Raw genomic sequence first — 25,851 nt, 5'->3', positions numbered from 1 at the left:
ACCTGCTTAGCGGTGAAAACACCCTAACGCTATGGGTTATGGTATAAATAAATTTATGAAAACAATCAGTCAGGAAATACAGACTATAACTCTTATCGAATCAAAATTCCTATAGTACAATACTTCCAAGCTCCAGAAAGGAGGTGTTCCAGCCACACCTTCCGGTACGGCTACCTTGTTACGACTTAGCCCCAGTTACCAATTTTACCCTAGGACGCTCCTTGCGGTTACGTACTTCAGGTCCCCTCGGCTTCCATGGCTTGACGGGCGGTGTGTACAAGGCCCGGGAACGTATTCACCGTAGCGTTGCTGATCTACGATTACTAGCGAATCCAACTTCACGGAGTCGAGTTGCAGACTCCGATCCGAACTGAGACCAGCTTTTGAGATTAGCATCCAGTCACCTGGTAGCTGCCCTTTGTACTGGCCATTGTAACACGTGTGTAGCCCTGGACGTAAGGGCCGTGCTGATTTGACGTCATCCCCACCTTCCTCTCACCTTACGGTGGCAGTCTCGCTAGAGTCCTCAGCTTAACCTGTTAGCAACTAACGATAGGGGTTGCGCTCGTTATGGGACTTAACCCGACACCTCACGGCACGAGCTGACGACAACCATGCAGCACCTTGTAAATTGCTCCGAAGAGAAAGCCTGTTTCCAAGCCGGTCAATCTACATTTAAGTCCAGGTAAGGTTCCTCGCGTATCATCGAATTAAACCACATGTTCCTCCGCTTGTGCGGGCCCCCGTCAATTCCTTTGAGTTTCATTCTTGCGAACGTACTCCCCAGGTGGATTACTTAATGCTTTCGCTCAGTCACGCACGGTGTATTGTGCACAACGAGTAATCATCGTTTACGGCGTGGACTACCAGGGTATCTAATCCTGTTCGCTCCCCACGCTTTCGTCCATCAGCGTCAATGTTAGCTTAGTGAGCTGCCTTCGCAATCGGTGTTCTACGTTATATCTATGCATTTCACCGCTACATAACGTATTCCGCCCACCTCAACTAAATTCAAGGCCTTCAGTATCAATGGCAGTTCCGGAGTTGAGCTCCGGGATTTCACCACTGACTTAAAAGCCCGCCTACGGACCCTTTAAACCCAATAAATCCGGATAACGCTTGGATCCTCCGTATTACCGCGGCTGCTGGCACGGAGTTAGCCGATCCTTATTCTTACAGTACCTTCAGTTCACTACACGTAGCAAAGTTTATTCCTGTAAAAAAGCAGTTTACAACCCATAGGGCCGTCATCCTGCACGCGACATGGCTGGTTCAGGCTTGCGCCCATTGACCAATATTCCTCACTGCTGCCTCCCGTAGGAGTCTGGTCCGTGTCTCAGTACCAGTGTGGGGGACTATCCTCTCAGACCCCCTAAGCATCATCGTCTTGGTGAGCCGTTACCTCACCAACTAACTAATGCTACGCATGCCCATCTTTTACCTCCGTAGATTTAATATTCAAACCATGCGATCTAAATATATTATGCGGTATTAATCCAAATTTCTTTGGGCTATCCCCCGGTAAAAGGCAGGTTGCATACGCGTTACTCACCCGTGCGCCGGTCTCTAGACAGCAAGCTGCCTATACCCCTCGACTTGCATGTGTTAGGCCTGTCGCTAGCGTTCATCCTGAGCCAGGATCAAACTCTTCGTTGTATAAAAACTTTTGTTGTAATTCTGCTCCCGGATGTATTTATAGTTATCGTAATTCTTTATTGACAAGGTTATTATTCCCTGTATTTACCTAACTTCTTGTTTCCAATATTTTCAAAGAACTTCTGCCGGCCGTTTTCCCCTTCCTTAAAAAGGCAGCCTGTTCTAAAATTTCATTCTCTAATTAAGACAGTCGTTTCTGTCTCTGAAAGCGAGTGCAAAGATAAAGAATTTAATTCCTAATCTGCAAATCTTTTTTCAACTTTTTTTTCAGGGTAATTTCGCTGTAATCCCCAAGTTTCCTGGTGACCCACAAGCTCGTTAGCTCTGAAAGCGGGTGCAAAGATAAATCTTTTATTTTAATAAATCCTAATCCCTAAGTGAAAAAATTTCAAAAAAAATAAAGCCCGTTCCCGTGATAAAAAAATTACTCCCCAAATCACTCTAAACACTGGACACTTTCCTTTGAAAGCGGTGCAAAGATAAATGATTATTTTTCCCAATTCCTAATGCATTTGGAAAGTATTTCTAAACATTATCTTAACTCATTGATAACCTGATTGAATAATTTTTGATGAAAAGTAAATGAGTGAATGATTCCTGATGGTGTTCCAAATTACAAGCATTTTATAACCCGATAAAATAAAACTACTTTAATCTTTGAAATAAAGATATGACTGGTATTTGTAATACCACGTAAAGTATTGTTAATGAAAATCGAAATCAGAAATATACGAACTACTAAACTATTTAATCTGTAAAGAATCTACAGTAAAGTACGTAAATATCCCTTTTGCGCCACTTACATTTGACTTAATCTCCTCTGGAACAGAAAATGGATCCATATTAGCGACTAAGGCATTTTTCGCTGACATTTGAAAATGATAGTTATCCATAGTAATATGAAATAACTTTACTTTTATTGATTCCCATTTATAAAAACTCGCTTTAACCGAATAAGTAATTTCATTCTCATTTGTTTTACTTGCATTTATATAGTCTCTTACTTTTGTATATTCACCATCCAGATATCCTTCCACTAACAAAGAATAATACCGTTGAGCCGAATCAGTATCTGCTGTGAAAAGAACACTTAGATTTTTATCTTTAAGCTGTATTTCACTAATTTTAACAGGAGATACAATATTCGTTTGAGCTGTAATTTTAATGCCAGATTCTGTAACAACATCCAGATAGTAAGTTCCGCTCTCATTATTCGGTACAATTGATGGAGTACCGTAATTGAATACATACCCCGTTTCTTTCTCTATATTCAAAATATTAAAAAGGGAAATAGTGTCATGATAGGATCTAATAGTGATATCTGCATTCCAATTGAGCTGAAGAATTAGATCTTCACTAAGCTTATTCGTTTCCATAAATGTCAACTCATAATTTTCCTCCGGACATAAATAACATTCAAGCATCATTTGGCTTTCTACATCCGGGAATTCAATATCTACATCATCTTTGAGCATGCATGATAGCAGCGTTTGGGTGATCACAATCAATACTGTCCATATAAAAGCACTACGCATTTGTCTTCGATTAAAATTCATAGCTGTAATTAAAACTGGGTAAAAATGGAATCATTGATTTTTGTTTAGGTATTATTCGGGTTGAATTCATTTCTGATTTCTCTGTATCAAAATAAACGAAATATGGATTTGCCTTGTTGTAAACATTATACACACCTAAACTTATTGCAGACCGCCCCTTTGAATGCTCCTTTGAATAATTTAAGGACAAATCAAGACGATGAGTTGAAGGCATTTGAACATTATTTCTCTTCCCATACAAAGGAACCAAATTTTGTTTTGCAATGTCATTTCCAAATCCTTGAACCAACATTAATCCTTGGGGATAAGTGATATATTGAGCTGAAGCAAAAAACCAAGATGCACAAAAAGACAAATTTGCTTTTATCTTGTATTGAAACGATGCATTAACATTATGGGTAATATCAAATGAAGGATGATATTTCTGTCCATTATTAATACCATCTGTTTTTCGCCATGTGTCTGCCAAAGTATAGTTAATATCACTCACTATATTACCTAAGGATAAATTGAAATTAGCCTCTATTCCTTTGGCCTCACCTTTTCCTATAAGTATTTGCTCACTTACACTTTCGAATACTATATCTGCTCCTTCCTTATAATCGAACTGATGATTCATTTTTCGGTAAAACAAAGAAATACCGCCCTGTAAAATTTTATTGAACTTCTTTTTAGCTCCTATAGTCACCTGATCAGAGCTCTCTTCCGGAAAATCGCTACCAGATGGGTACCAAATATCGTTAGGCAAATTCATGCCATATGCTGTAATCAAATGATCAAACTGATAAGTCCGGGCATATGTAAGGTTGATTCGCAAATCATTTTTTGCATAAGCCAAAACTAATCGGGGAGCAGGTTTCAAAAACCATTTGTCTTGAAAGAAACTATTTAGCCTTAATCCCAAATCAAACCTGACTGTGGAAGACAAATTTATTTCCGATTGAATATACGCTCCTGTATATATTGATTGAAGCTTTTCACTTTGTTCTTCAAGCAGTAATTGGTTCTCTAATTTCCTGTTGTTATGCCTATACCAGGTTCGATCAAAAAATAATCCACTTGAAATATTTAATACTTTAGAAAACTCCCTTTCCCAATTAAAAGAATTGTTCCAACGATAAATATCACTACGCATTAACAAATGACTATTAAAATCTCTATCCAAATCAAACGAATAAGAGCTAACTCCTGAATTAAAACTAAAATAATTTTTGCTTGAAGGATAATATTTTAAGTGAAGTGCCAAAAATTTATTGCTCCAACCAGTGTTTAGTTTTTTACTGCTCTCTTTTATCAAATCCAATTTATCGGAGCTATTAAAACCAATAAATTCAATAAAACTTTTGGAGCCTAAACTCGAATGAAGTTTAAACTGAATATCATTATAATGATATTCCGGAAGAGGAGTAAAATCAATTTTCCCTTCATGAATTCTATTATAGGTTTTTGTGAAAAGGTCAAAATAAGACTTACGAGCACCAATTATTATCGATGATTTATTTTTTTTTAGAGGTCCTTCTATCATTAACCTGGAAGACAGTAGTCCAATTCCTATTTTGCCTTTATATTGATCGGTGTTACCAATTCTATTGTATATCTGGATAAATGAAGATAAACTACCTCCCAAATTTGGATGATAACCACTTTTGCTCATTTCAACCCCTTCTATTAAATCAGCATTGAATGTACTCATAAAGCCCAATAGGTGATTAGGATTAAATATGGTTTGCCCGTCTAGCAAAAAACTATTGTGTCCACCAGATCCACCTCTTACATTTATTGCCGAACTCAATTCACTGGTTCTAAAGACTCCTGGCTGAACTTCTAATGCTTTCAAAACATCTACTTCGCCAAGTTGGATTGGTAAAGCTTCAATTTCCTTTATTCCCAATATTACATTATCAACCGGTCTTTTACTTTTTCTTTGCGCCATAGCTGATACGCTAATGTTGTCCAATTTAATTACCAAAGGAGCAAGCTCAATAATTAAATTTTCCGTATTCGCACTAATCCATAAAGTATCTGCACGATACGATACATGACGAATTGCAAATAACACCGAATCCATTTGAACATTTTCGATTAAAAATACTCCATTCGTTTTGGTTACAGCATTTTTATTTACCGATAAACCACTTAGACTTACCCGTTCGATTGGCAAACCACTTGATTGATCCACAACAATCCCTTTAATTGACATTTGAGCAAACGAAGGTTGTATAAGTACAAGCAAAACTGAAATCAATAAATTCAGTCGTAAAAATTGAGACATGTGGCAGAAGATAAAAATGGCTGCTTCAATTTATTACTGAAGCAGCCACAAAAATTAAAGTTTATTTCTTTTTGATAAATTCCAAATTAACTTCACCAGAATATGTTTCACCATCATCGCTGTTTCCTAGAAAACTAATTGACTGAGGATAACCACCTTCATTAAAATCGGAATAAGTTATTGATCCTGCAACAACAGTGCCTGTTTGAGTAATTCGTTTTGGTGCGTTTTTAAAATTAAACTGAATTAGCTCAGGGAAAATTAAGCCAATGGAATGTCCAAGAAAATTTTTCATACTATAATCGTATTCAATTTTTACAATTGATACTAATTTGCCTTCTTCGACAACAAACTTCTCTTGTTCCCCAGTCACAGGATTTATTTTCCAATCGTATTCAGGAGAATTATACTTGTAAATTTCAACAGGATTCTTTTTTTCATCATATTTAATATCTGTCAATACGGTCTCTTCATCATCAGAATTAACACCAATAATATTAGTGATTAAATCGTCAGAATTGTACTCATACTTCAAATAACCATTCTCTTTTTGCCAATCGTCCGATTCCGTTTTATCTAAATAATACAATTCTGATTTAATCAGTAAATTCTTTGAATTGTACGCATTTTGAATGTATTCAGAAACATCAGACTCTTCATCTTCCCATTCTTCAATTTTAATGAGATTTCCTTTTGAATCGTAGCTCAATAATACACTTCCTACATTCTCCTTTGTTTCACCTTGATAATCTTCAACAATACTGCGAGTTGTAATTTTATTTACTTTACCATCTTTGTACTCTTTCTCAACACGACCGGTTAATTTTTGCTCATATTTATCAGAATTGTAAGATGAAACCACACTAATTTGATTGTCGCTGTTGTAACTGATCTCAACAACTGGAAGATCTCCCAATAAAGCTTTTGTAAACAGGTATTCGCCATTCACATCTTTCTCAATTTTTTCTGCTTCTGTGTAAACCTTGTCGTCATCGCAGCTATCGCAAGCGGTAAAGAGTAATGACAATGCCATTACTGATAAAAATAATTTTCTCATAATTGATCTTAGTTTAAAAAGAAATTCGCCACAGTGTTTGCGGCGAATCAATATCTATTTTAATAAAAGTTAATCTTCAATTTTGATGTATTCAATTTTTAATTGACCAATGAATGATGAATCATCATCTCCCGATCCAATAAATTCCATTATTTGAGGATAACCCCCATCATTGAAATTCTTGTACTCTATAGCACCTGCATTTATAGAATTTGAAAAAGTCCCGCTTTTCAAGGAATTGTTAAAATTAAATCCATACAATTCTGGGAATAAACCAGCAATCGTATTTCCAAAGAAATTTTTCATGGTGTAATTGTATTCTAATTTCGCAAAAGAATACAAACCAGCCTCTAGATATACATCATCGTCATTATATTCTACACCTGTTTCTGGGTTAATTATTTGATCATATCCGAAAACATCTCGATAGCTCACATCTCCCAAATATTTAAAAAGCTCAACAGGGTTTCCCTCCTGATCGTAGTCAACTTTCGAAACCACAGTCTCAGTGCCTTCAGAATCATGTTCAATGGTCTCTTTTAAAAGTCCTGCCGAAGTGTATGCAAAGGTTACATAATCTTCTTCTCTCACCCAATTCTCACCATCCTTACTAAAACGTTCTGTTTTAGCTAAATTATCTCCATCATAAGAATTTAAGATATATGCAGTTGCGTCTGCACCTTCTTCTGTGCTTTCATATATTTTTTCAACTCTATTACTTGAGTCATAAGTCAAGTCGGAATAGGTTTCATCCAGTAAATCTCCAACCTCATAAAATCCAAGAATTGTTCTATTCGAACTGAAGCAAAAAATATTTCTGTATTCTGTAACTCCTTCAACCATTATAGAATAGGAATTTCCACGATATATCTTAAATTGATTATTTGCAACTTTTATTGACATTTCAGACCTACCTTGATATTCATCATACACGAAACATTTATCATAAACTTTGTAATAATAGTAGTAATCATTAGAACCTGTCACATCATTATAAATGCTATTATAAGATTGATAGTTATAAACGGTATAAGTTCCATCCCCATTACTTACCAATTCGTTAACTAAGCGGTCATCTTTATTGGCATAATATCGGTAATAATGATATCCCTCTTCATTACCCCATTGGTATTCATAGTAATAGTAAGAACCATCAGAATTTTCTTCTATGAACTGGTCTCCCTTATGTTCTCCAAATTCAACTTCCTTTGTTATGCTATTTTCATAGTCTTCATCACTGTATTCTGTAGTTTTTCTTGTTGCAAAACGTCTGGTAAGCACTTTACTTGGCTTCCCATCTGCATACTCTTTTTCAACTTCGAACCTTTTAAAGGTTTGATACCCATTAGCCGAATAAGAAGTCAATTTAGTAATTTGGTGATCATCGTTATATTCAAACTCAGCGTATGGAATATCTCCCATGGTAATGCTTTTCACCAAATACTTTCCATTTAAATCTTCCATGATGTATGCTGCCAAGCTTCCATCTTTGTTGTCGATAACAAATTTTGATTCAGTTCCATTTGTTAAGGTGATGGTCATTACTCCTGTTGACTGATCGAAACTTATTGATTGAATTCCTACACCAGCAACACCAGAAGCTCCCGTAGCAGCAACATTTGTGTCGGTATCGCCTATCCACCAATTTCCATTCTCGCCAATAATTGGAGAATTTCCATCTGTACCGTCAGATCCATCTGTGCCATCGGCACCATTTTGTCCTTGTGCAAGAACTCCAGTGTCAGTAGTACCAATCCACCAATTTCCATTCTCTCCAATTTTTGGCGTAGTACCATCTTCACCTCTTAATACATCTGGTATGGAAGTTGTCAACTTTAACCCATTAGTATAGGTTAATATCATTTCAGATGCTGTAAATTCTACATTGGTAATTTTAGAGCTGGCAGCAAGCGCATCTTTCAACTCTTGATTTTCTTTTTTTAAATCATCTAAACTCTTATCACTTCCATTATCGCAAGCTGCAAAAACAAAGGAAAGAAATAAGAATGCAAAAATTAATTTTCTCATAATCGATTAAATGTTAAGTATTTACAAATAATATTATTCAAATATGTTTATTTGAATCATATATTTTGCACTGTAATAGTGAAACAAGCACAAATCACATGTTATTTTGTTAATAAACAAATATATGCTTATGAGAAACAAATTACAACTGTCAAATGTGCCAAGTTGAGCAAATTGTATATTATTGCGTTAAGGATTGAAGTGGATACCCCACAGCGCTGCATAAAATCATTTGAGAAATTGGAAGAGGCAGGTTGATTAATTTACTTGCTGTATATAAGAGAAGAGTAAAGCGAGGAGTAGAAACGGAAAGCCTGACCCGAATTTATGAGGGAAACGCTCTAAACAAAAAAAAAGCCTCCCCGAGATGAGAAGGCTTGCTGTATTATAGGTCTTTTTAAGATTCTTTATTGTCTCGTTTCATTTGCCAGGGGAAATTGTTGCCATGCGGCGCACCAAATTCCTTAGCGGTAATTTCGTCAATTTTCATACGGTATACTTCTACATTACGAACGGCTGGCGTGTTGTAGGTAAATTTGTGATCTGTATAATTAGCCATGGTAATGTTCAGCGCATCAACTTTTTGATCCATATCGATAATGAACTCGATAGGGCCACGTGCCACAACACTTTTTCCTTTCATGCGGTAACTGCATGCCATGTGAACATCCTGATAAGCCAAAACTGGAGGTGTACAAAAAGTAACACATGCTTCCGGGTTCAATTTTAAACAATCTATTAGTTTTCCAAAGCCTGCTCCGTGTAAATAAATATAATTATCGTGAAAGCCAAAGTTCATAGGAATAACATATGGTTTGTTTTCCGGATCGACGACTCCCAAAAAGCAGGTATCGCATGAGTTGATAATTTCGTCGATTTGCTCTTTGGATTCAATAAATATGGTCTTCATATATATGTGTTTTATTAGATTCTATGATATGGTTCGATTTCCCAGTTCTTTTGAAATCGCATTTTTAATTTGATCGAGCACCATTTTTTGCTTCATCAGTTCCATCATTCGATCGGCATTACCGGTATCCTGAGCCTTCTGCATTTCCTGCATAACTTCCTTCATTAACAAACGAACCTTTTTCCCTTTGTATTCATTCACCAATTTAGGAACGATCTCTTTCAGTTTCATTTCCTCTGATTCAACAACGCTTTCATTACGAGTCCACAAACCACTTAATTGATGGGGTTCACTAAGAATATCGGCAGCTAACTGATTTACTTTTTCGTTGGGAAGATCACGAAAGAAGGTTTTTGTATTGAAAGCTTCCTTTTCCATATTTTCACCGTACTGATCGAATACCAATTGATACAATGGATTGACTGATTCCAGTTCATCATTGGAGAGCTCTGTAATAATATACTGTCCAACCAACAACTGCTCCTCATTTCCTGCTTCGTCTTTCTGACTATAGAGAATTTCACTTCCAAAATTGAGCAATATTCGAATCAAGGCTCGCTCTTCCGTATCACATTCATTGGCTAAATCCAAGATTCGAGTTTTCTCATAACGCGTTAATTGTTTTTCCTCCACTTTTAAATTACTCTCTCTTTTCTTCCGACCTGTTTCTTTTAGTTGGTCATATAGAGATTTCTCATCAATATCCAAAATCCTGCTACATTCCTTAATATAAGGCGGGCGTTTGGTTAATGACATTTTCTCAATAGAGTTAAGAATTTCAACAATAAGATTGGCTCTTTTTACTGGATCACCTTTAGCATCCTCCAATAATAATTTGGTTTTAAATAAAATAAAATCACTCTCATTCTTCTCGATGTATTCCGTTAATTCACTGGCACCCATGGTTCGTGAAAATGAATCAGGATCTTCGCCTTGCGGCAATAGTAAAACTTTTACGTTTACTTCCTGTTCCAATACCAGATCGATTCCCCGAAGTGAAGCTTTAATACCTGCAGCATCGCCATCGTATATAATGGTAATATTATTGGTGAATCTTTTTATGAGACGTATTTGGTCGGCAGTAAGAGCCGTTCCCGATGAAGCAACAACATTCTCGATTCCAGCCTGATGGAATGAAAGTACATCGGTGTATCCTTCAACTAAAAAACACTTTTCGTTTTGCACAATGGATTTCTTGGCTTGAAAAATTCCATACAAAATCCGGCTTTTGTGATATACTTCTGATTCGGGGGAATTTAAATATTTGGCAGCTTTGGCATCATTTTTAAGTATTCTACCACCAAATGCCTGAACACGGCCTGCAATTCCGTGAATCGGAAAAATAACCCTTCCGCGAAAGCGATCGAGCAATCGGTTTTCTTTTTCGATGCTTAATCCGGTTTTCACCAGATACTCCTTTTTATAACCACAATCAAGAGCATGATTCGAAAAAGCATCCCAAGCTTCTAAACAATAACCTACCTGAAACTTCTTGATAATGTCATCTCGAAATCCTCGTTCCCGCATGTATCCCATTCCTATGGCCATGCCTTGAGCATGCTCATACAAATTCTGGGTAAATGATTTTTGAGCAAAAGAATTTACAATCATCATACTCTCCCGATCATTCTTTTGTCGTTCCTGTTCGGGCGAAAGCTCTTTTTCAACAACCTCGATGTGGTATTTTTTTGCCAGATATTTTAATGCACCTACATAATCGAGATGCTCATGCTCCATAATAAAGTTCACGGAATTTCCACCTTTTCCACAACCAAAGCACTTGTAAATGCCTTTGGCAGGAGAAACGGTAAAGGATGGCGACTTTTCGTTATGAAAAGGACACAATCCCAGGAAATTAACGCCTCTTTTTTTTAGAGTCACGAAATCGGAAACTACTTCGGTAATTTCGGCTGAGTCGAAAATTCGTGCAACTGTTGACTGATCAATCATAGCAACAAAAATAGGAAACAAGATTGATAAAAATGGAAAGATCGGCAGATTTTAGAAATTCTAAATTAAACCCAATTAGAAAAACCATGTAATCATTCTCTTGAAAATTCTTCCGGGATCGAAAATAATACCAACAACAATTCGTTCTACATTTTGATGGACATAATTAATTTGATTAAATTCAATACTTGAATTGTATTAAAACCATAAAAGAACAAGCAAGTCAACACATTATCAAGATGTAAAACCATGAATAGAATCATTATAACAATCGCAATTTGTCTGGCAGGAATCCAGTCATTCTCACAAGAACACTTGCCAAGCGCATCTGACTACAATAGATTTCACAACACAAAAACACTTGTGGTTTTGGAAGATAATCTGTTTTCCGATTTTAATGACAAGATAAAAGAAGCGGTTAAACAAAACTGGACGATTACCAAGTATGAATTTATTTCGAACGCAGAATTCGAAAAACAACGATTCAATCCTAAGTATTCATTTTTAGTAACAAGTATTGTTACTTTTAATAAAGACAAAACCAAGGCCAAATACAATTTTTTAAGTCTGCTTTTGGGAGGAAAGGCAAATGCTGTTGGTGATATGCCTGACCTGTGTTCAATCCCATTATCGTATGTGCAGGTTGATGAAGAAAGTTACATTTATAAACTCACCTCTTTGGTTCTGTTTATGCAAAATCATATTGCACTGGTGACTAAAAATCCTGACATTATATCTGAAAACATACTGAAATACTACAATAAAAACAGTTCCGAAACTAAAGACAAAACTCTCTATTTGCTAAAGAATGAGATGGATGATGACGTTAATTCCGTTGCTAAAATACGAAAGATATATTCTGGCAAAGTGAAATTGGTAGAAGCCAATGAAATTGAGGAAGCCATTCAAAATAAGAACAACGATATTATCTTTTTGCATAAAGTTGGCCCCGAAAAAACAAAAAACAAGGCCAGATGTTTTAAAATGCTTATTGGTGCCGGCGACGCAAAATTTTATTATTTCGATTACCATATGGTAAAAGGCAAGCAAACCGACAGATTTTTGGGAAGTGATTTTAAAAAGTTAGCAAAATAGATATGCTCATACTTACTTAATACCATTTTACAGACTAATTTACTCACAAAAGCAATTTGTATAAATTGGATAACCAGTAATGGATTTGATTAAATCGGGATTCAACTCATTTACCATCATTGTAATCTTTTCTTGTAGATCTGATATTTCTGAAAAAAACTTCATGGATACCTTATCTTTCATCCATTGCCATACTTTTTCTGCAGGATTTAGTTCAGGAGCATAGGCTGGAATTCTTATTAGCCTTATATTTTCAGGGACTTCTATGCTTTGACAGGCATGAAACCCTGCATTGTCAATTATCAATAGTTTTAGTTCTCTTGGATTTTGATCGCTAAGAACTTTTAGGTATGCTTCAAAAATATCATTCCCAACATTGGATGTTTCCCAATAGAATGCATCTCCTGTCAAAGGTGAAAAAGATCCCCAAAGCCATAACCACTTGTAACTATGCTGATATTTACCCACCGGCTCTACACCTTTGGAAACTAATACGCGTTTCTGTTTGGTCATTAATCCAAATCGACTTTCATCTTGAAAATAAATATTCAGGGAGTCGTATTTATCTTTATCCAGTCCAATTCTAAATGAATTTATCAGATCAGGAAGTTTTTTTGAAGACCTCAACGGTCTGCTTATCTTTTTTGTGGTGAGATTTACGGGCGATCTTTAATTTACTATTGAGTTTGCTCCTGCAGTAGTGATACAAAGCATGATAGGGAATCTTTTCCTGACAGTTTTGTTCCGCCCACTGAAGTAATTCTACATAACTGGTAATATCAATATAGGGATTTTCAAGTTTAGTGGCTAAACACTCTTTTGTATAATCGCTTAATTGTTCCTTTCTGGATCCTCGACTGGCAACTTCCAAATAAGCGTGAATTCCTTCATTTTGATACAATTGAAGCCAGTTGTAAATACTTTTTCTACTTCTATTCAGCTTAGTTGCAATTTCACTTGTATATTTTACTTTTCCCTGTTTGATAAAAAGAAGGGTTTTAACTCTACTATGCTGAAGAATTTTTGTCTGCTTTCTCAGAAGGTAAAGTAATTCTGATTCACTTTCGGTGATTTCTACATCTATAATTTTTGGCATATACTAAGATAAGTTTTTTTTTGAGTAAATTAACAAACAGAACCGTATAATTCGTTTAAAGAGATAATTGCCCGAATTGATAAATTTTGAACGATCTTATTTTATAACTAAATTGAGTCGAAAAGATCTATTTATTGTATGAAAAAATTGGTTGTGTTAAGTGGTGCCGGCATGAGCGCTGAAAGTGGTATCCGAACATTTCGAGACATGAGTGGTGTTTGGGACCAATACGATGTAATGGAAGTTGCCAGTCCGCATGCCTGGAAAAAAAATCCGCATTTAGTGCATCAATTTTACAACGAGCGCCGTAAACAGTTATTTAATTGTTTTCCCAATAAGGGACATTTGCTTATTGCGGAACTTGAAAAACATTATGAGGTTGAAATTGTTACTCAGAATGTTGATGATTTGCATGAACGAGCCGGAAGTTCAAATGTATTGCATCTTCACGGTGAGTTAAAAAAGGCAAGAAGTACAGTTGATCCTGAATTAATTTATGATCTGGATCATTGGGAACTAACTTTAAACGACACTTGTGAAAAAGGCTCGCCACTGAGGCCTCATGTTGTATGGTTTGGCGAAAGTGTTCCGGCAATTGGCGAAGCGGTGGCTATTGTTAGTAAAGCGGATGTTTTTGTGATTGTTGGAACGTCATTAAATGTGTATCCGGCAGCAGGTTTAATCGACTATATTCCAAATAAAACAGCTGTTTATGTCATCGATCCAAATCAGCCATTAATGCGATCAAACAGAAATATTACTTATATTAGAGAAAAGGCGAGCGTTGGAATGGAAAAACTGTTCGAACTTCTTCATTAAATACCATTGAGTTATGAAAAAACAAGTGCTGTTACTACTATTGGGAATTTTAGTTTTGACTTCTTGTAATCATTATGAATCGAAAGTACCAATATCGCCTTCGGGGAATTCTGTAATCGAAAAAAGTTTATTGGGAGAATGGATTCTTAGTTCCGAGAATAAAAAAGAAGAAGCATCGGGTTATATCGAAGTGATTCCTTTTAATGATACAGAGTACCTTGTTCAATTAAAAGAAATTGCAGACTCAACGAAGAATATTGAATCGATTATCAACATTAGAATGTTTTCGTCGGAAGTAAACGAAAATGTTTATTTTAATATGCAATTTATTGGTGCAGACAGCGATAAGGGTTTTATGATTTATCGTTACAAGCCAATTGCCGGAAATCGCTACAAAGTCTTCTTTTTATCAAAAGATCAGTTTAACAAGGTATTTCCCAACTCGAAAAGCTTTAAAGAGTATATTGAAACACATACAAAAGAATTTGAAAAATATTTTGATGTGGAAGGCATTCTCGAGCGAAAAATTAAATAAACAAAAGGGTATCCAAAAAAATCGGATACCCTTTCTATATTAATTTGAATAATAGTCTAATTACAAATCGTCATTTGTTAGATCGATCACGCCATTTGTCGTTGTAAAATCGCGGGATGCTTTCAAAAGATTTCCGGAATAAAGCACAAGGTTTTTGGTTTCATTAATAATTCCCAAATAAAGAACCGAATTTCTGGTTCCAACCTTCTCAGCCTTAATTCTTTTAATTTGCTCTTTTCTAAACTTACTTAAAGATGACAGTAAATCTTTTTGCTTTCCAAAAGCTTTTTCGATTTGATTTAAATCATAATTATTGTCATTTAACAAACGGTTTATGGTTTTGAAGAAATCCTCAAGCTTTGTTTGAATTATATTTAGCTCATTGATTTGTTCAGGAACCAATGATTTATGATTGTTATCCACATAATCGAAAGCAGGCTCAGCAATAAAATTAATCGAGTGAGCAATTTCTCTTAAGTAATCAAGCAATTGAACGTAAAATGGTCCTGTTGTTATACTGTCCTCAGAAAGTTTCTGAACAACAAAAGGAACCTGATCTTTCAGTGATTTAGCTTCCTTGTCGAGCTTCCTTACTTTTTTTAGAGATTCTTTAAGAGTACCACGTTCTTCAAAAGCCAAACCGTTAACAATTTTAGCATAAACCTTAGGAATCTTAGTAGTTACAACCGACACTGCATGAGTAAGCTGTTCAAGAATCTCTCCTTTACTAATAATAGAAGCATCTTCTTCGTCAATTTCTTCGGCTGAGTCTTGCCCCTTCGATTTGCGTTTATGGAATACATGTGACCGCACAACAAATGCAACAGCTACAACTAATAAACCAATGATCGCGTATCCACCAAGCCAATTAATTAAACTTGCGAAAATAAAAGCTGCGGTAAAAGCAAAAAATGCTGTGAAAAACCAACCACCTATTACGGTAAGTACTCCTGTAATTCGGTAAACTGCAGAATCTCTGTCCCATGCTCTATCGGAAAGTGAAGAACCCATTGCAACCATAAATGTAACATAGGTTGTAGACAAAGGTAATTTTAGAGATGTACCTATAGAAATTAAGATACTTGCAACAGTAAGGTTTACCGAAGCACGAATCATATCAAAAGCAGGTACATCCTTTTTATCGATACCTGCCGGAGCTGAAGGCTTGGCAAATCGTTTTTGAATCCCCTCCTGAAACTTAACAGGTAATATACTTTTTAAGCTACTATTTGCAGACAAAGAACGTCTAACCAAAAGACGGGCAAAAAAGGATGATCCAAATTTTTCATCGCCTTCATTCTGATTACTCAATCCTATTTCAGTTTCGGTAACTGTTCTGGCTTTTTTAGAAAACCAAAGAGTAATTGTCATTATTAAACCGGCAATAATCAACAGATAAGTCTCTGTTTTCACCTTGTCGTTTAAAATTTCCATTGTCATTCCGTAAGCATCTGTACCTGGATTGGCGATAAATGCCTGAAACGATTTGAAACCCGCCAACGGAACACCAATAAAGTTTACCAAATCGTTACCCGCAAAAGCCATTGCCAAAGCAAAGGTTCCGACCAAAACAATTACTTTTAGGATGTTTAAACGGACAAACCACACCAAAGCCTGCAGAACTACTGTCCAACCTACAAAACAAACCAAAATAATTGTTAGTGTGTTTTCTTTTATCCAGCTAAGAGTTTCTTTAGTGATAAAAGAAGACCCCTTGGCTCCTTTTATTAAAATGAAATAGGTAATTGCAGTAATTGCAAACCCACCAAAAAGTGCTCCGAAATACTTAAATGTTTTTTCAAATTTATAAGTAAAAATCAAACGGCTAACGTACTGCACAAGAGCACCTGAGAAAAAAGCTATTACCACACTCAACAGGATACCTGTAATAATCGCCAATGCTTTTGCCGAATTAATATAACTTCCTAAGTCAAGCATTGTTTGATCAGAAGAGTTCATGATCTTTACAACGGCCACAGCCACGGCAGCACCCAGTAATTCGAATACAATCGATACGGTTGTTGAGGTTGGCAAACCTACGGTATTGTAAAAATCCAACAGAATGATATCCGTTAGCATTACCGCAATAAAAATGATCATGATTTCTGCAAAATAGAATTGGTCGGGATGAAATATCCCTTTACGGGCAACTTCCATCATTCCACTGGAAAAAGTAGCTCCAACCAAAACTCCAAGACTGGCAATCGCTAAAATCGCCCAACGCGGGGCTGCCTTGGAGCCAAATGCAGAGTTTAAGAAATTAACGGCATCATTACTAACCCCAACAATAAGGTCAGAAATAGCCAGTGCAAAAAGCACTACTACAATAATTAAGTAAAAGTTCTCCATGTTATAAGTTCGTAAATTCCCCGCAAACATACAAACACATGGAGACGCTAATATTTCACAAACATTATCTTTGTGTTAATTTAACGTTAACACTTTTATGCCTCTGATTGATTAAGTTTTACCAAATAATCTGCAGTAGCCACATTTAAGGCCATTGGCACATTATTTATTACGCATGTTCTTATTAAAGTTTGAATATCATGCTCATGTCCGTGCGGTGTTTCAGCATCAATCAAGAAAATTACTTCATCTACCTTGCCTTCCAATATCTGAGCAGCTAAAAGAATATCTCCACCATTAGGACCATGACCAAAACCTTTAACCTCAAGATCCAAAACAGAATTCAATAATTCTGATGTATTTGTAGTCCCTATTAATTTATGCTTTTTAAGCTCATCCTTATGCCTTTTTACCCAGGCAAGCATCACACTCTTCTTTTCATTGTGAGCAACCAACGCGATTGTCTTCATACATTTATTTTTTAATTGTTTTGTAATTTAATATATTTCACGAAGCATGACTTAAGAATCCTTTTTTAAATCAAAAATTCATACTTATATTAGTGTTTTGGCAAAATATTCGTGTTTTCATGAAATGACAGGAATCAAAGCCCGATTTGAATAAGGTTGATCTGACACTAATGAAATAACAAATAAACGAAGTATTATTGAAATCATTAATAAAATTGTAAATTTGTTACTATAATATTAATCCTACCCTTATGAGAAGATATATTAAAACCGTATTTATTGCTTCACTTATTCTTTCAGTTGGTGTCTCGGCCTGCAAGGATGAAAAAAAGACTCCCGTAAAAAAAGAAGTTGCTGAAAAGGTGAAGGCAAAAAAAGAATCATCAAAAACTGAAACCAAGGCAGAACCCGTAGTAGCTAAAAAGAAACTTAAACCTGTAGTTGAACAGGTTCCGAACAAATATTTTTTAATTTTAGCTAGTTTTCAAAATATGAAAAATGCGGAACGTTTGCAGCAAAAATTAACCAAGGATGGTTATAATTCTGAAATTATTGAAGCTGCAAATGGTTTTCACAGGGTTTCTTATAAAGCTTTTTCTGATCGAACTCTTGCTTTTCAGGAACTAAAATCGGCTAGAGCATCTGAGGAGCATAAAGAAAACTGGCTTTATATTAAACGATGATTTGAAACTTGAAATCGAAATGGTAAAATTTAACTTCTTTTTAATTCTTGTATTTCTTCTTTTTTCCGGATGTAAAGATAAAAAAACAATAACTCCGATTGAAAAAGGTAAGGTTGTAGAACAGACAGCAAAACGATTGATTCCTGAATTAACACCTGAACCAAACAAACCAGATCCAAAATTTACAAGTGAGCAAATTGCTGAAAACAGGAATTCTTTTGATTATCACATTGTAGCCGCCAGCTACAATAATTTAAGTCAGGCTGAAAATTTTAAAGATAAATTGTACCAAAAAGGATATCCAAGTATTGTAATGGAACAAAACGGCAAGTTCCGCGTTATAATGCAATCATTTAATAAAAAAGAAACTGCAGTAAAAGAACTGATTCGCTTACGGAAATTGAATAAAACACCGGATTTGTGGTTGTTGCACCAATAAATAATAGAATTTTATATTAGCAGCATACAAGAACAGATTGTTACTAAACCAACTATAAAACCTGCGTAAACCTGAGATGGAGTATGCAGGTTTAATTTTAACCGGGAATATGCTATTAATCCGGCAAAAATAATCCCCACCATAAATACAAGTTTTAGAGAACTGGAATAAAGTATGGTAAACGCAATTACCATTCCTAAAAAGCCCCCAATACCTGCCATATGCAAACTAATTTTCCACTTTAGTGAGATAAGAGTAACTATAAAGATAGAAATAATAGCAGCCAGTTGTAAATTAGCAACGATCCTTGTGATTGGAAATTTAAGCAACATGTAATAACCTAAAAAGTAAAATAGTAGTGTTAATACTAATGGAATGAGCCTTTCCTGACGTTTTTCCAAACCAATATCTGAAATGATATTCTGATTCTTCAGTAAAGGCAAAATACTTAAGGGAAGTAATACTGTTGAAATTACTACAATCATATAAATTACACGTACCAATTGATGGGGTGCAAAGTCAAGATAGGTTCCTGAATGAAATATTACAAAAACAGAAATTAATGGCATTAACATTGGGTGTGCCACTCCTGATATTATTCGAGCGAAATTCATAATAGTAGATTTAAAATGCAGAATAGAAAATGTGGAAAAAGATTACACCATTTATCCAAGCCCTTTAACAAAACAAAGGTGCAAAGATAATTGTCTTTGCACCAACTCGTTTATTCTTTAACAAAATTTATAATTCTTTTCTTAATCTGGCCACAGGAATATTTAATTGTTCCCTGTATTTAGCTACAGTACGCCTGGCTATCAGATACGATTTTTCCTTTAAAATAACGGCTAACTTATCATCAGTTAATGGCTTCTTCTTGTCCTCATTATCAATACACTCCTGTAATATCTTCTTTATTTCACGAGTCGAAACCTCTTCTCCCGAATCGGTTTGCAAACCTTCTGAGAAGAAATATTTTAAGGAAAAAATACCAAAATGAGTTTGTATGTATTTCGAATTTGATACCCGTGATATAGTTGAAATATCCAGCCCTGTTATTTCAGCAATATCTTTCAAAATCATTGGTCTGAGTTTACGTTCATCACCTTCCAGAAAATATTCCCGCTGAAAATCAATAATCGCGTTCATACTTATCAACAATGTATTTTGTCTTTGTTTAATTGCATCAATAAACCATTTTGCAGAATCAAGCTTTTGCTTCACAAACATAACAGCGTCTTTATTCTCTCGTGACTGATTTTTCTTATTGCCGGAATAATCCTCGAGCATCTCGGAATAAGCTCTGCTAATATGCAGTTCGGGAACATTTCGTGAATTCAAACTAAGCAACAAATCACCATCTTCTTCTTCCAATATAAAATCGGGAATAATAGTAGGCGATGCTTTATCTAATGGGTTATTGAATGTGCTTCCCGGTTTTGGATTTAACTTTAAAATTTCGTCAACAGCACATTTAAAATCTTCATCACTTGCGCCAACTCTCTTCTGAATTTTATCGTAGTGCTTTTTGGTAAACTCTTCAAAATTCTTTTTCAGAATCAGCTTAGCTAATTTTACATCTGGATTAAATTTCCCTTTGCGTTCAATCTGAAGAAGCAAGCACTCCTGCAAGTCGCGTGCACCAACTCCTGCCGGATCAAAATCCTGGATTACCCGTAACAATTCCACTAATTCTTCATAAGAAGTTTCAACTCCCATCGAAAAAGCCAAGTCATCCACAATACTTTCAATCTCTCTTCGCAGGTATCCGTCTTCATCAATATTTCCAATCAGATATTCCGTTAAAGCATATTTTTCTGGAGTAAGAATGCGCAATCCCAATTGTGATATCAGCAATTCATGAAAAGTTGTTCCTCCCGAAAAAGGGATTTCTTCGTGCTTGTCATCCTGCGAATAATTTTGTGCAGAAAGTTTATAAGATGGAGTATCTTCATCATTCATATAATCTTCCAAAGAAAATTCTTCCTGATCCTTGTCTTTCTCCGGAGCTTCATCAGATTGATTATCATCCTGATAATCCTCTTCATTATTTCCTTCTTCCAGAACAGGATTCTCTTCCAACTCCTTTTTAATTCGCTCTTCAAGCTGCAAAGTTGGAAGCTCCAACAATTTTATCACCTGAATTTGCTGAGGCGATAATTTCTGTAATAACTTTTGCTGTAAACTTTGCTTTAGCATACTGATTCCGTTCTTTTTTTTGAATGAAGCAAGGTACATATTCTCTTGTGAACTTACAAGAAGATCATCACTCAAGTACAATTTTCAAGCCATAAGTGGTAAGTATCAAAATCTTAAGCATAACAGGTGTACTCAAAAAGCTCAAAATAAGTAGCTTAGTTCATCGTTTTTTTATAAATAATTCTGTCAGACTTTGCCTTATCAGGATAAAACATCCAATAAAACCCCAAATTTCAATTTCAACATTCATAATTTAGAGTACAAAAAAACCGTACTACATATGCAATACGGTTTTCAATATCATTTGATTTTTACCCTCTTAAAACTCAGCATTTTTTGGAGTTCTTGGGAAAGGAATTACGTCGCGGATATTACCCATTCCGGTAACAAACAACATCATTCTTTCAAATCCTAATCCAAAACCACTATGAGTAGCTGTTCCGAATCTTCTGGTATCTAAATACCAATCCATATCTTCAGCAGGTATACCCATTTCTTTCATACGGGTCACCAATTTATCCAAATCTTCCTCACGCTGCGATCCTCCAATAATCTCACCAATTCCCGGGAATAGAATATCCATAGCAGCTACAGTTTTTCCATCCTCATTTTGTTTCATATAGAAAGATTTAATCTCCTTTGGATAATCAATCAAGATAACCGGTTTCATGAATTTCTTCTCTACCAGATATCTCTCATGCTCCGACTGCAGATCAGCTCCCCAACCATCAATCAAATATTGGAATTTCTTCTTTTTATTGGGCTGAGAGTTACGAAGAATATCAATTGCCTCAGTATAAGTTAAACGAACAAAGTCGTTCTCCAAAACAAATTTCAATTTCTCAATCAATTCCATTGATTGTTCATCTGCTTTTTTCCCTTTTTCCTCTTCTTTTAATCTCTTACTCAAAAATTCAAGATCTTCCATACAGTTATCCAAAGCATATTTAATCATATACTTTAAAAACTCTTCGGCCAAATCCATGTTATCGGTGATATCATAGAAAGCCATTTCAGGTTCTATCATCCAGAACTCTGCCAGATGACGGGTTGTATTTGAATTTTCAGCCCGGAATGTAGGACCAAAAGTATAAATTTCTCCCAAAGCCATTGCTCCCAATTCACCTTCCAACTGACCGGAAACTGTAAGATTCGTTTCCTTCCCGAAGAAATCTTCCTTATAATTAATGCTTCCATCCTCGTTTAAAGGTGGATTTTTAGCATCCAAAGTACTTACTCTAAACATTTCACCGGCACCTTCAGCATCCGAACCTGTAATAAGCGGCGTATGCATATAGAAAAAGCCTTTTTTATTAAAGAATTCGTGCACCGCAAAAGCCATTGCATGGCGAATACGGAAAACCGCACTAAATGTACTGGTACGAAAACGTAAATGCGCTTTTTCTCTCAAAAACTCCAAAGAATGTTTCTTTGGTTGAAGTGGGTATTTTTCGGGATCGGCAACACCTAAAACCTCAATTTTTGTAGCAGAAATCTCAACACTTTGTCCGCTTCCCTGCGATGCGATAACCTCTCCAACAACAGAAATTGCTGCCCCGGTAGAAATTTTCTTTAATAAATCCTCATTAAAATTTGGAACATCAACAACGATCTGAAGATTATTAATAGTAGAACCATCATTTAAAGCGATAAAATTAATTTGCTTATTTCCACGCTTGGTTCTAACCCAACCTTTCACATTTACTTCACTGCCAACTTCATTTGAAATCAACAGCTTTTTGATCTTAATTCTTTTCTGTTCCATTTTATATTACTGGTTAATGAGATAATAAGTTCACAAAAATATAAAATTGGATTCAATTATGGTCTTATTAAGTAAATAATCAGTCAAAATCGTAAGACAAACTGGATATTTATTCTCTTAATAAACTGAAATACCTTTTTTTTTCAACAATAAGGCAGTTGTGCAAACGATTGACTTAATGACACTTATTTATATCACAAAGGAATTTAATACAAGTATGATTATGATTTTTTGTCAAGATTAGTATCTTTAAGGCCTTCAAATAATCAGTAAGTATATGATTGAGAATAAGTTAATCGAAAAGATTCGAAAAACCATACATAAAAACTGGGAGCAACCAGCATTTACCAATTACCAAAAAGACACCTTAACTTATCAGGAAGTTGCTCAAAGAATACATTGGATGCATCTTCTTTTTAAAGAGTTAGGAATAAAAAAAGGAGACAAAATTGCAGTTATTGGTCGTAATTTAAACAATTGGGCCGTTACTTATTTGGGAACCATAACTTATGGAGCTGTAATTGTACCCATTCTCCCCGATTTTAATTCCAGCGATATTCATCACATTGTTAACCATTCCGAATCTACATTACTTTTTACGACCGAAAATATTTTCAATAAAATTGATGATTCAAAAATTGAAAAACTGAAAGGTATTATTTCATTGGAGGATTATAACGTTTTTTGTTCATCGTGCGACAAATTGAAAAAATCAGTTGAAAAAGCCAATGCAGAATCACTAAAAAATAGGGTTGATAAAAACAAACTGGATTACGCCAATCCTAAAGATGAAGATATTGCAGTTTTATCGTATACATCAGGAACATCCGGATTTTCGAAAGGAGTAATGCTGGCCTATGAGTCTCTGTATTCGAATATACAAATCGGCTTCGATTATATGGATTTCCGTCCTCAGGACAAGATCGTTTCATTTTTGCCATTGGCACATGTATTCGGCTGTATGTTCGAATTCCTCACCGAATTCTGTTGTGGTTGTCATGTTATATTTCTCTCAAGAGTGCCAACTCCTCAAATAATAACCAAAGCCTTTCAGGAAGTACAACCTCGGTTAATCTGTTTGGTTCCTCTTATAATGGAGAAAATCTATAAAAAAAGAATATTGCCTGTATTGGAAAGCAGAAGAGTGAAACTGATGCTTAAGATTCCATTACTGGAAAAGAAAATTTACAAAAAGATTCGAAATTCACTCACAGAAACCTTTGGCGGGAAATTTATCGAAGTGATTATTGGAGGCGCAGCCTTAAGCAAAGAAGTGGAAGATTTTCTTCTAAAAATAGAATTTCCATTTTCTGTTGGTTACGGAATGACAGAGTGTGGTCCATTAATTAGTTATAGTCCAAACAGTAAATTTCGTGCACATTCCTGTGGGAAAGTAGTTGATCGCATGCAGGTTAGAATCAAATCTGACGATCCGTTTAATATTGTTGGTGAAATTCAGGTGAAGGGCTCCAACGTAATGAAAGGCTACTACAAAAATTCTGAAGCGACAAAAGAAGCTCTTGATAAGGACGGTTGGTTGGGAACAGGTGATCTTGGAATCATTGATAAAGACGATAACATATACATCAAAGGCAGATGTAAGAATATGCTGCTTGGTCCATCCGGACAGAATATCTATCCGGAAGAAATTGAAGCATGCTTAAATAATATGCCGTTTATTCAGGAATCAATTGTTACTGATGATAAAGATCACAAGCTAATTGCACTGATCTATCCGGATTACGAAGCTTGTGATGCGGAAGGATTAAACAAAGACGAAATTGAAGAGGCACTTAATAAGGACAAGCAAATTTTAAACAAAAGCTTTCCTGCCTATATGAAAATATCACGGGTTATTGTATTTCCCGAGGAATTTAAAAAAACTCCCAAAAGAAATATAAAAAGATATTTGTACACTAGTTTGTATCACGAATAAAAATAGAAGAGGGTGTCCAAAAAGTAAAGTTTCACTTGAAAACGTCATGTTGAGCGAAGTCGAAACATCTGTTTTTCAAAGATAAAGATTCTTCGTCCCGATTCATCGGGATCAGAATGACAATAAGATTGAACTTTTTGGACACCCTCTTCTATTTTTTAAATAAACCATTCTGAAGACGGGTTGTATGATTCAATTTAAAGACAAAATCGATAACCGGCATCGCTAAAAACTGAGACCCGTAATTGGTGTTCAGGTAGTATAATTTATACCCTCCCGAAACAGAAAATTTACTATCGCGGTGCCAATGAATTTTCCCCTGACTCTCAGCAGCCCATTCGCCATTAAAATCGATAGAATAATAATCTGCATTGATCGAAAAGTTAAAATTCCGGTAAACATTCCCATCCAATTCTACTCCTGCAAAATAAAGCTTTTGGCTGTTGTAATAGGATGCTGTTCTGTGATATAAAAAATGATAATCGAGCAATGGCAACTCAGAGTCTCCTGATGTTAACGAAAAATCAAAACCAAGCCTTCCTGTAAGTACTAAATCGGGAAGTTTAATAAAACAATCTTTAGGCTGGGGATTAATTATATGACTAACAATCAATTCATTTCTAAAGGTAAAAATATGCGGAACTACTGCCGACTTAGGGATTTGATCTTGAAATCCACTACTTCGTGCCCATTTAAGACCAAGCGTTGGATAATACAAGCTGTGTTGGGTCGAAACAATTGTGTTTTGTCCGAACCATTCATGTTTTACTCCAATATTAGGAGCAAATGGAAATAGTAATAACTGAGAATTAATTTCCGTTTTGGGATAATTCCCATATCTGCTTACAGCCAATGCACTTAGATGTATTTCCCCCGAGGGAACCACTTTAGCTCCCCGTTCAGTCCAACTGCTGAAATAATCAATACGTTCTCCTCCAACCAAGGAAACTTGTGCGATACTATTACCGGCAATAAACAACAAAAAAAATCCTATTAAATTTTTCATACAAACCATCTTTCCTTTAATAACCACAAAATT

Annotated in this window: 20 protein-coding genes and 1 rRNA gene; 6 read left to right on the top strand and 15 right to left on the bottom strand. The window is 35.5% G+C overall.

What is annotated here, in order from left to right:
- Positions 1–136: 136 nt before the first annotated feature.
- The 7 genes from ACHZAX_RS19965 to dnaG form a co-directional block, all read right to left on the bottom strand.
- Positions 137–1,656 (bottom strand): 16S ribosomal RNA (locus ACHZAX_RS19965).
- Between the two features lie 743 nt (positions 1,657–2,399).
- A complete protein-coding gene (locus ACHZAX_RS19960; protein WP_320020301.1) occupies positions 2,400–3,212 on the bottom strand; it encodes a DUF4249 family protein in 813 nt (270 codons plus the stop codon).
- Complete coding sequence (locus ACHZAX_RS19955; protein WP_320020300.1) at positions 3,202–5,484, bottom strand: TonB-dependent receptor; 2,283 nt, start codon at positions 5,482–5,484, stop codon at positions 3,202–3,204. The genes ACHZAX_RS19960 and ACHZAX_RS19955 overlap by 11 nt, the downstream gene beginning before the upstream one ends.
- A gap of 61 nt (positions 5,485–5,545) precedes the next feature.
- On the bottom strand, positions 5,546–6,541 hold the full coding sequence (locus tag ACHZAX_RS19950; RefSeq protein ID WP_320020299.1) for a hypothetical protein: 996 nt from the start codon (positions 6,539–6,541) through the stop codon (positions 5,546–5,548).
- Positions 6,542–6,610: 69 nt separating this feature from the next.
- A complete protein-coding gene (locus tag ACHZAX_RS19945; protein WP_320020298.1) occupies positions 6,611–8,569 on the bottom strand; it encodes an RHS repeat domain-containing protein in 1,959 nt (652 codons plus the stop codon).
- Positions 8,570–8,966: 397 nt separating this feature from the next.
- A complete protein-coding gene (locus tag ACHZAX_RS19940) occupies positions 8,967–9,479 on the bottom strand; it encodes a pyridoxamine 5'-phosphate oxidase family protein (protein ID WP_320020297.1) in 513 nt (170 codons plus the stop codon).
- Between the two features lie 21 nt (positions 9,480–9,500).
- A complete protein-coding gene (dnaG, locus tag ACHZAX_RS19935; protein ID WP_320020296.1) occupies positions 9,501–11,429 on the bottom strand; it encodes a DNA primase in 1,929 nt (642 codons plus the stop codon).
- A 249-nt stretch (positions 11,430–11,678) separates the two neighbouring features.
- On the opposite strand from dnaG, the gene ACHZAX_RS19930 reads away from it, so the two are divergent.
- The gene (locus ACHZAX_RS19930) at positions 11,679–12,524 is read left to right on the top strand and encodes a hypothetical protein (protein ID WP_320020295.1); all 846 of its coding nucleotides are present in this window, start codon (positions 11,679–11,681) and stop codon (positions 12,522–12,524) included.
- A gap of 39 nt (positions 12,525–12,563) precedes the next feature.
- Here the strand turns inward: ACHZAX_RS19930 and ACHZAX_RS19925 are convergent, their stop codons facing one another.
- Together ACHZAX_RS19925 and ACHZAX_RS19920 are read right to left on the bottom strand one after the other, a co-directional pair.
- Positions 12,564–13,151, bottom strand: coding sequence for an IS630 family transposase (locus ACHZAX_RS19925; RefSeq protein WP_320020294.1), 588 nt, complete (start codon positions 13,149–13,151; stop codon positions 12,564–12,566).
- Complete coding sequence (locus ACHZAX_RS19920) at positions 13,126–13,620, bottom strand: helix-turn-helix domain-containing protein (RefSeq protein WP_320020293.1); 495 nt, start codon at positions 13,618–13,620, stop codon at positions 13,126–13,128. The genes ACHZAX_RS19925 and ACHZAX_RS19920 overlap by 26 nt, the downstream gene beginning before the upstream one ends.
- Positions 13,621–13,758: 138 nt before the next feature.
- Between ACHZAX_RS19920 and ACHZAX_RS19915 the strand changes: the two genes are divergently transcribed.
- Both ACHZAX_RS19915 and ACHZAX_RS19910 read left to right on the top strand, forming a co-directional pair.
- Entirely contained in the window at positions 13,759–14,439 is a 681-nt protein-coding gene (locus tag ACHZAX_RS19915) for an SIR2 family NAD-dependent protein deacylase (RefSeq protein ID WP_320020292.1), read from the top strand.
- 13 nt (positions 14,440–14,452) lie between these two features.
- On the top strand, positions 14,453–14,974 hold the full coding sequence (locus ACHZAX_RS19910) for a hypothetical protein (RefSeq protein WP_101311177.1): 522 nt from the start codon (positions 14,453–14,455) through the stop codon (positions 14,972–14,974).
- Between the two features lie 60 nt (positions 14,975–15,034).
- On the opposite strand, the gene ACHZAX_RS19905 is transcribed toward ACHZAX_RS19910, so the two are convergent.
- Together ACHZAX_RS19905 and ACHZAX_RS19900 are read right to left on the bottom strand one after the other, a co-directional pair.
- Positions 15,035–17,323 carry an inorganic phosphate transporter gene (locus ACHZAX_RS19905; RefSeq protein WP_320020291.1) on the bottom strand — a complete coding sequence of 763 codons (2,289 nt, stop codon included), beginning with the start codon at positions 17,321–17,323 and terminating at the stop codon, positions 15,035–15,037.
- 95 nt (positions 17,324–17,418) lie between these two features.
- Positions 17,419–17,793 (bottom strand): methylglyoxal synthase, encoded by a 375-nt coding sequence (locus tag ACHZAX_RS19900; protein WP_101311175.1) that lies wholly within the window; start codon positions 17,791–17,793, stop codon positions 17,419–17,421.
- 251 nt (positions 17,794–18,044) lie between these two features.
- Here ACHZAX_RS19900 and ACHZAX_RS19895 point away from each other — a divergent pair, with 251 nt between their 5' ends.
- Together ACHZAX_RS19895 and ACHZAX_RS19890 are read left to right on the top strand one after the other, a co-directional pair.
- The gene (locus ACHZAX_RS19895) at positions 18,045–18,476 is read left to right on the top strand and encodes an SPOR domain-containing protein (RefSeq protein WP_320020290.1); all 432 of its coding nucleotides are present in this window, start codon (positions 18,045–18,047) and stop codon (positions 18,474–18,476) included.
- A 19-nt stretch (positions 18,477–18,495) separates the two neighbouring features.
- Positions 18,496–18,915, top strand: coding sequence for an SPOR domain-containing protein (locus tag ACHZAX_RS19890; RefSeq protein ID WP_320020289.1), 420 nt, complete (start codon positions 18,496–18,498; stop codon positions 18,913–18,915).
- Positions 18,916–18,926: 11 nt separating this feature from the next.
- On the opposite strand, the gene ACHZAX_RS19885 is transcribed toward ACHZAX_RS19890, so the two are convergent.
- The 3 genes from ACHZAX_RS19885 to asnS all read right to left on the bottom strand — a co-directional run bounded on the left by ACHZAX_RS19885 (position 18,927) and on the right by asnS (position 22,876).
- A complete protein-coding gene (locus ACHZAX_RS19885; RefSeq protein WP_320020288.1) occupies positions 18,927–19,529 on the bottom strand; it encodes a phosphatase PAP2 family protein in 603 nt (200 codons plus the stop codon).
- A gap of 127 nt (positions 19,530–19,656) precedes the next feature.
- The gene (gene rpoN, locus ACHZAX_RS19880; protein WP_101311186.1) at positions 19,657–21,111 is read right to left on the bottom strand and encodes an RNA polymerase factor sigma-54; all 1,455 of its coding nucleotides are present in this window, start codon (positions 21,109–21,111) and stop codon (positions 19,657–19,659) included.
- 319 nt (positions 21,112–21,430) lie between these two features.
- The gene (gene asnS, locus ACHZAX_RS19875) at positions 21,431–22,876 is read right to left on the bottom strand and encodes an asparagine--tRNA ligase (protein WP_101311171.1); all 1,446 of its coding nucleotides are present in this window, start codon (positions 22,874–22,876) and stop codon (positions 21,431–21,433) included.
- Between the two features lie 277 nt (positions 22,877–23,153).
- Between asnS and ACHZAX_RS19870 the strand changes: the two genes are divergently transcribed.
- A complete protein-coding gene (locus ACHZAX_RS19870) occupies positions 23,154–24,812 on the top strand; it encodes an AMP-binding protein (protein ID WP_101311170.1) in 1,659 nt (552 codons plus the stop codon).
- A gap of 151 nt (positions 24,813–24,963) precedes the next feature.
- Here the strand turns inward: ACHZAX_RS19870 and ACHZAX_RS19865 are convergent, their stop codons facing one another.
- The gene (locus ACHZAX_RS19865) at positions 24,964–25,818 is read right to left on the bottom strand and encodes a hypothetical protein (protein WP_320020287.1); all 855 of its coding nucleotides are present in this window, start codon (positions 25,816–25,818) and stop codon (positions 24,964–24,966) included.
- Between the last annotated feature and the right edge of the window lie 33 nt (positions 25,819–25,851).

Source organism: Labilibaculum manganireducens (assembly GCF_963665805.2).
GTDB lineage: Bacteria > Bacteroidota > Bacteroidia > Bacteroidales > Marinifilaceae > Labilibaculum > Labilibaculum manganireducens.
The sequence above is the reverse complement of the archived record's forward strand: the minus strand, read 5'-3'. Positions and strand labels throughout refer to the sequence as shown.

Bases quoted from the DNA above. Each gene is read 5' to 3' on its own strand.
- ACHZAX_RS19895 (WP_320020290.1), top strand. From the start codon at position 18,045: ATGAGAAGATATATTAAAACCGTATTTATTGCTTCACTTATTCTTTCA.
- ACHZAX_RS19890 (WP_320020289.1), top strand. From the start codon at position 18,496: ATGGTAAAATTTAACTTCTTTTTAATTCTTGTATTTCTTCTTTTTTCC.
- ACHZAX_RS19920 (WP_320020293.1), bottom strand. From the start codon at position 13,620: ATGCCAAAAATTATAGATGTAGAAATCACCGAAAGTGAATCAGAATTA.
- ACHZAX_RS19910 (WP_101311177.1), top strand. From the start codon at position 14,453: ATGAAAAAACAAGTGCTGTTACTACTATTGGGAATTTTAGTTTTGACT.
- ACHZAX_RS19915 (WP_320020292.1), top strand. From the start codon at position 13,759: ATGAAAAAATTGGTTGTGTTAAGTGGTGCCGGCATGAGCGCTGAAAGT.
- ACHZAX_RS19945 (WP_320020298.1), bottom strand. From the start codon at position 8,569: ATGAGAAAATTAATTTTTGCATTCTTATTTCTTTCCTTTGTTTTTGCA.
- ACHZAX_RS19950 (WP_320020299.1), bottom strand. From the start codon at position 6,541: ATGAGAAAATTATTTTTATCAGTAATGGCATTGTCATTACTCTTTACC.
- ACHZAX_RS19870 (WP_101311170.1), top strand. From the start codon at position 23,154: ATGATTGAGAATAAGTTAATCGAAAAGATTCGAAAAACCATACATAAA.
- ACHZAX_RS19940 (WP_320020297.1), bottom strand. From the start codon at position 9,479: ATGAAGACCATATTTATTGAATCCAAAGAGCAAATCGACGAAATTATC.
- ACHZAX_RS19905 (WP_320020291.1), bottom strand. From the start codon at position 17,323: ATGGAGAACTTTTACTTAATTATTGTAGTAGTGCTTTTTGCACTGGCT.
- ACHZAX_RS19900 (WP_101311175.1), bottom strand. From the start codon at position 17,793: ATGAAGACAATCGCGTTGGTTGCTCACAATGAAAAGAAGAGTGTGATG.
- ACHZAX_RS19930 (WP_320020295.1), top strand. From the start codon at position 11,679: ATGAATAGAATCATTATAACAATCGCAATTTGTCTGGCAGGAATCCAG.
- ACHZAX_RS19955 (WP_320020300.1), bottom strand. From the start codon at position 5,484: ATGTCTCAATTTTTACGACTGAATTTATTGATTTCAGTTTTGCTTGTA.
- ACHZAX_RS19960 (WP_320020301.1), bottom strand. From the start codon at position 3,212: ATGAATTTTAATCGAAGACAAATGCGTAGTGCTTTTATATGGACAGTA.
- ACHZAX_RS19865 (WP_320020287.1), bottom strand. From the start codon at position 25,818: ATGAAAAATTTAATAGGATTTTTTTTGTTGTTTATTGCCGGTAATAGT.
- rpoN (WP_101311186.1), bottom strand. From the start codon at position 21,111: ATGCTAAAGCAAAGTTTACAGCAAAAGTTATTACAGAAATTATCGCCT.
- ACHZAX_RS19885 (WP_320020288.1), bottom strand. From the start codon at position 19,529: ATGAATTTCGCTCGAATAATATCAGGAGTGGCACACCCAATGTTAATG.
- asnS (WP_101311171.1), bottom strand. From the start codon at position 22,876: ATGGAACAGAAAAGAATTAAGATCAAAAAGCTGTTGATTTCAAATGAA.
- dnaG (WP_320020296.1), bottom strand. From the start codon at position 11,429: ATGATTGATCAGTCAACAGTTGCACGAATTTTCGACTCAGCCGAAATT.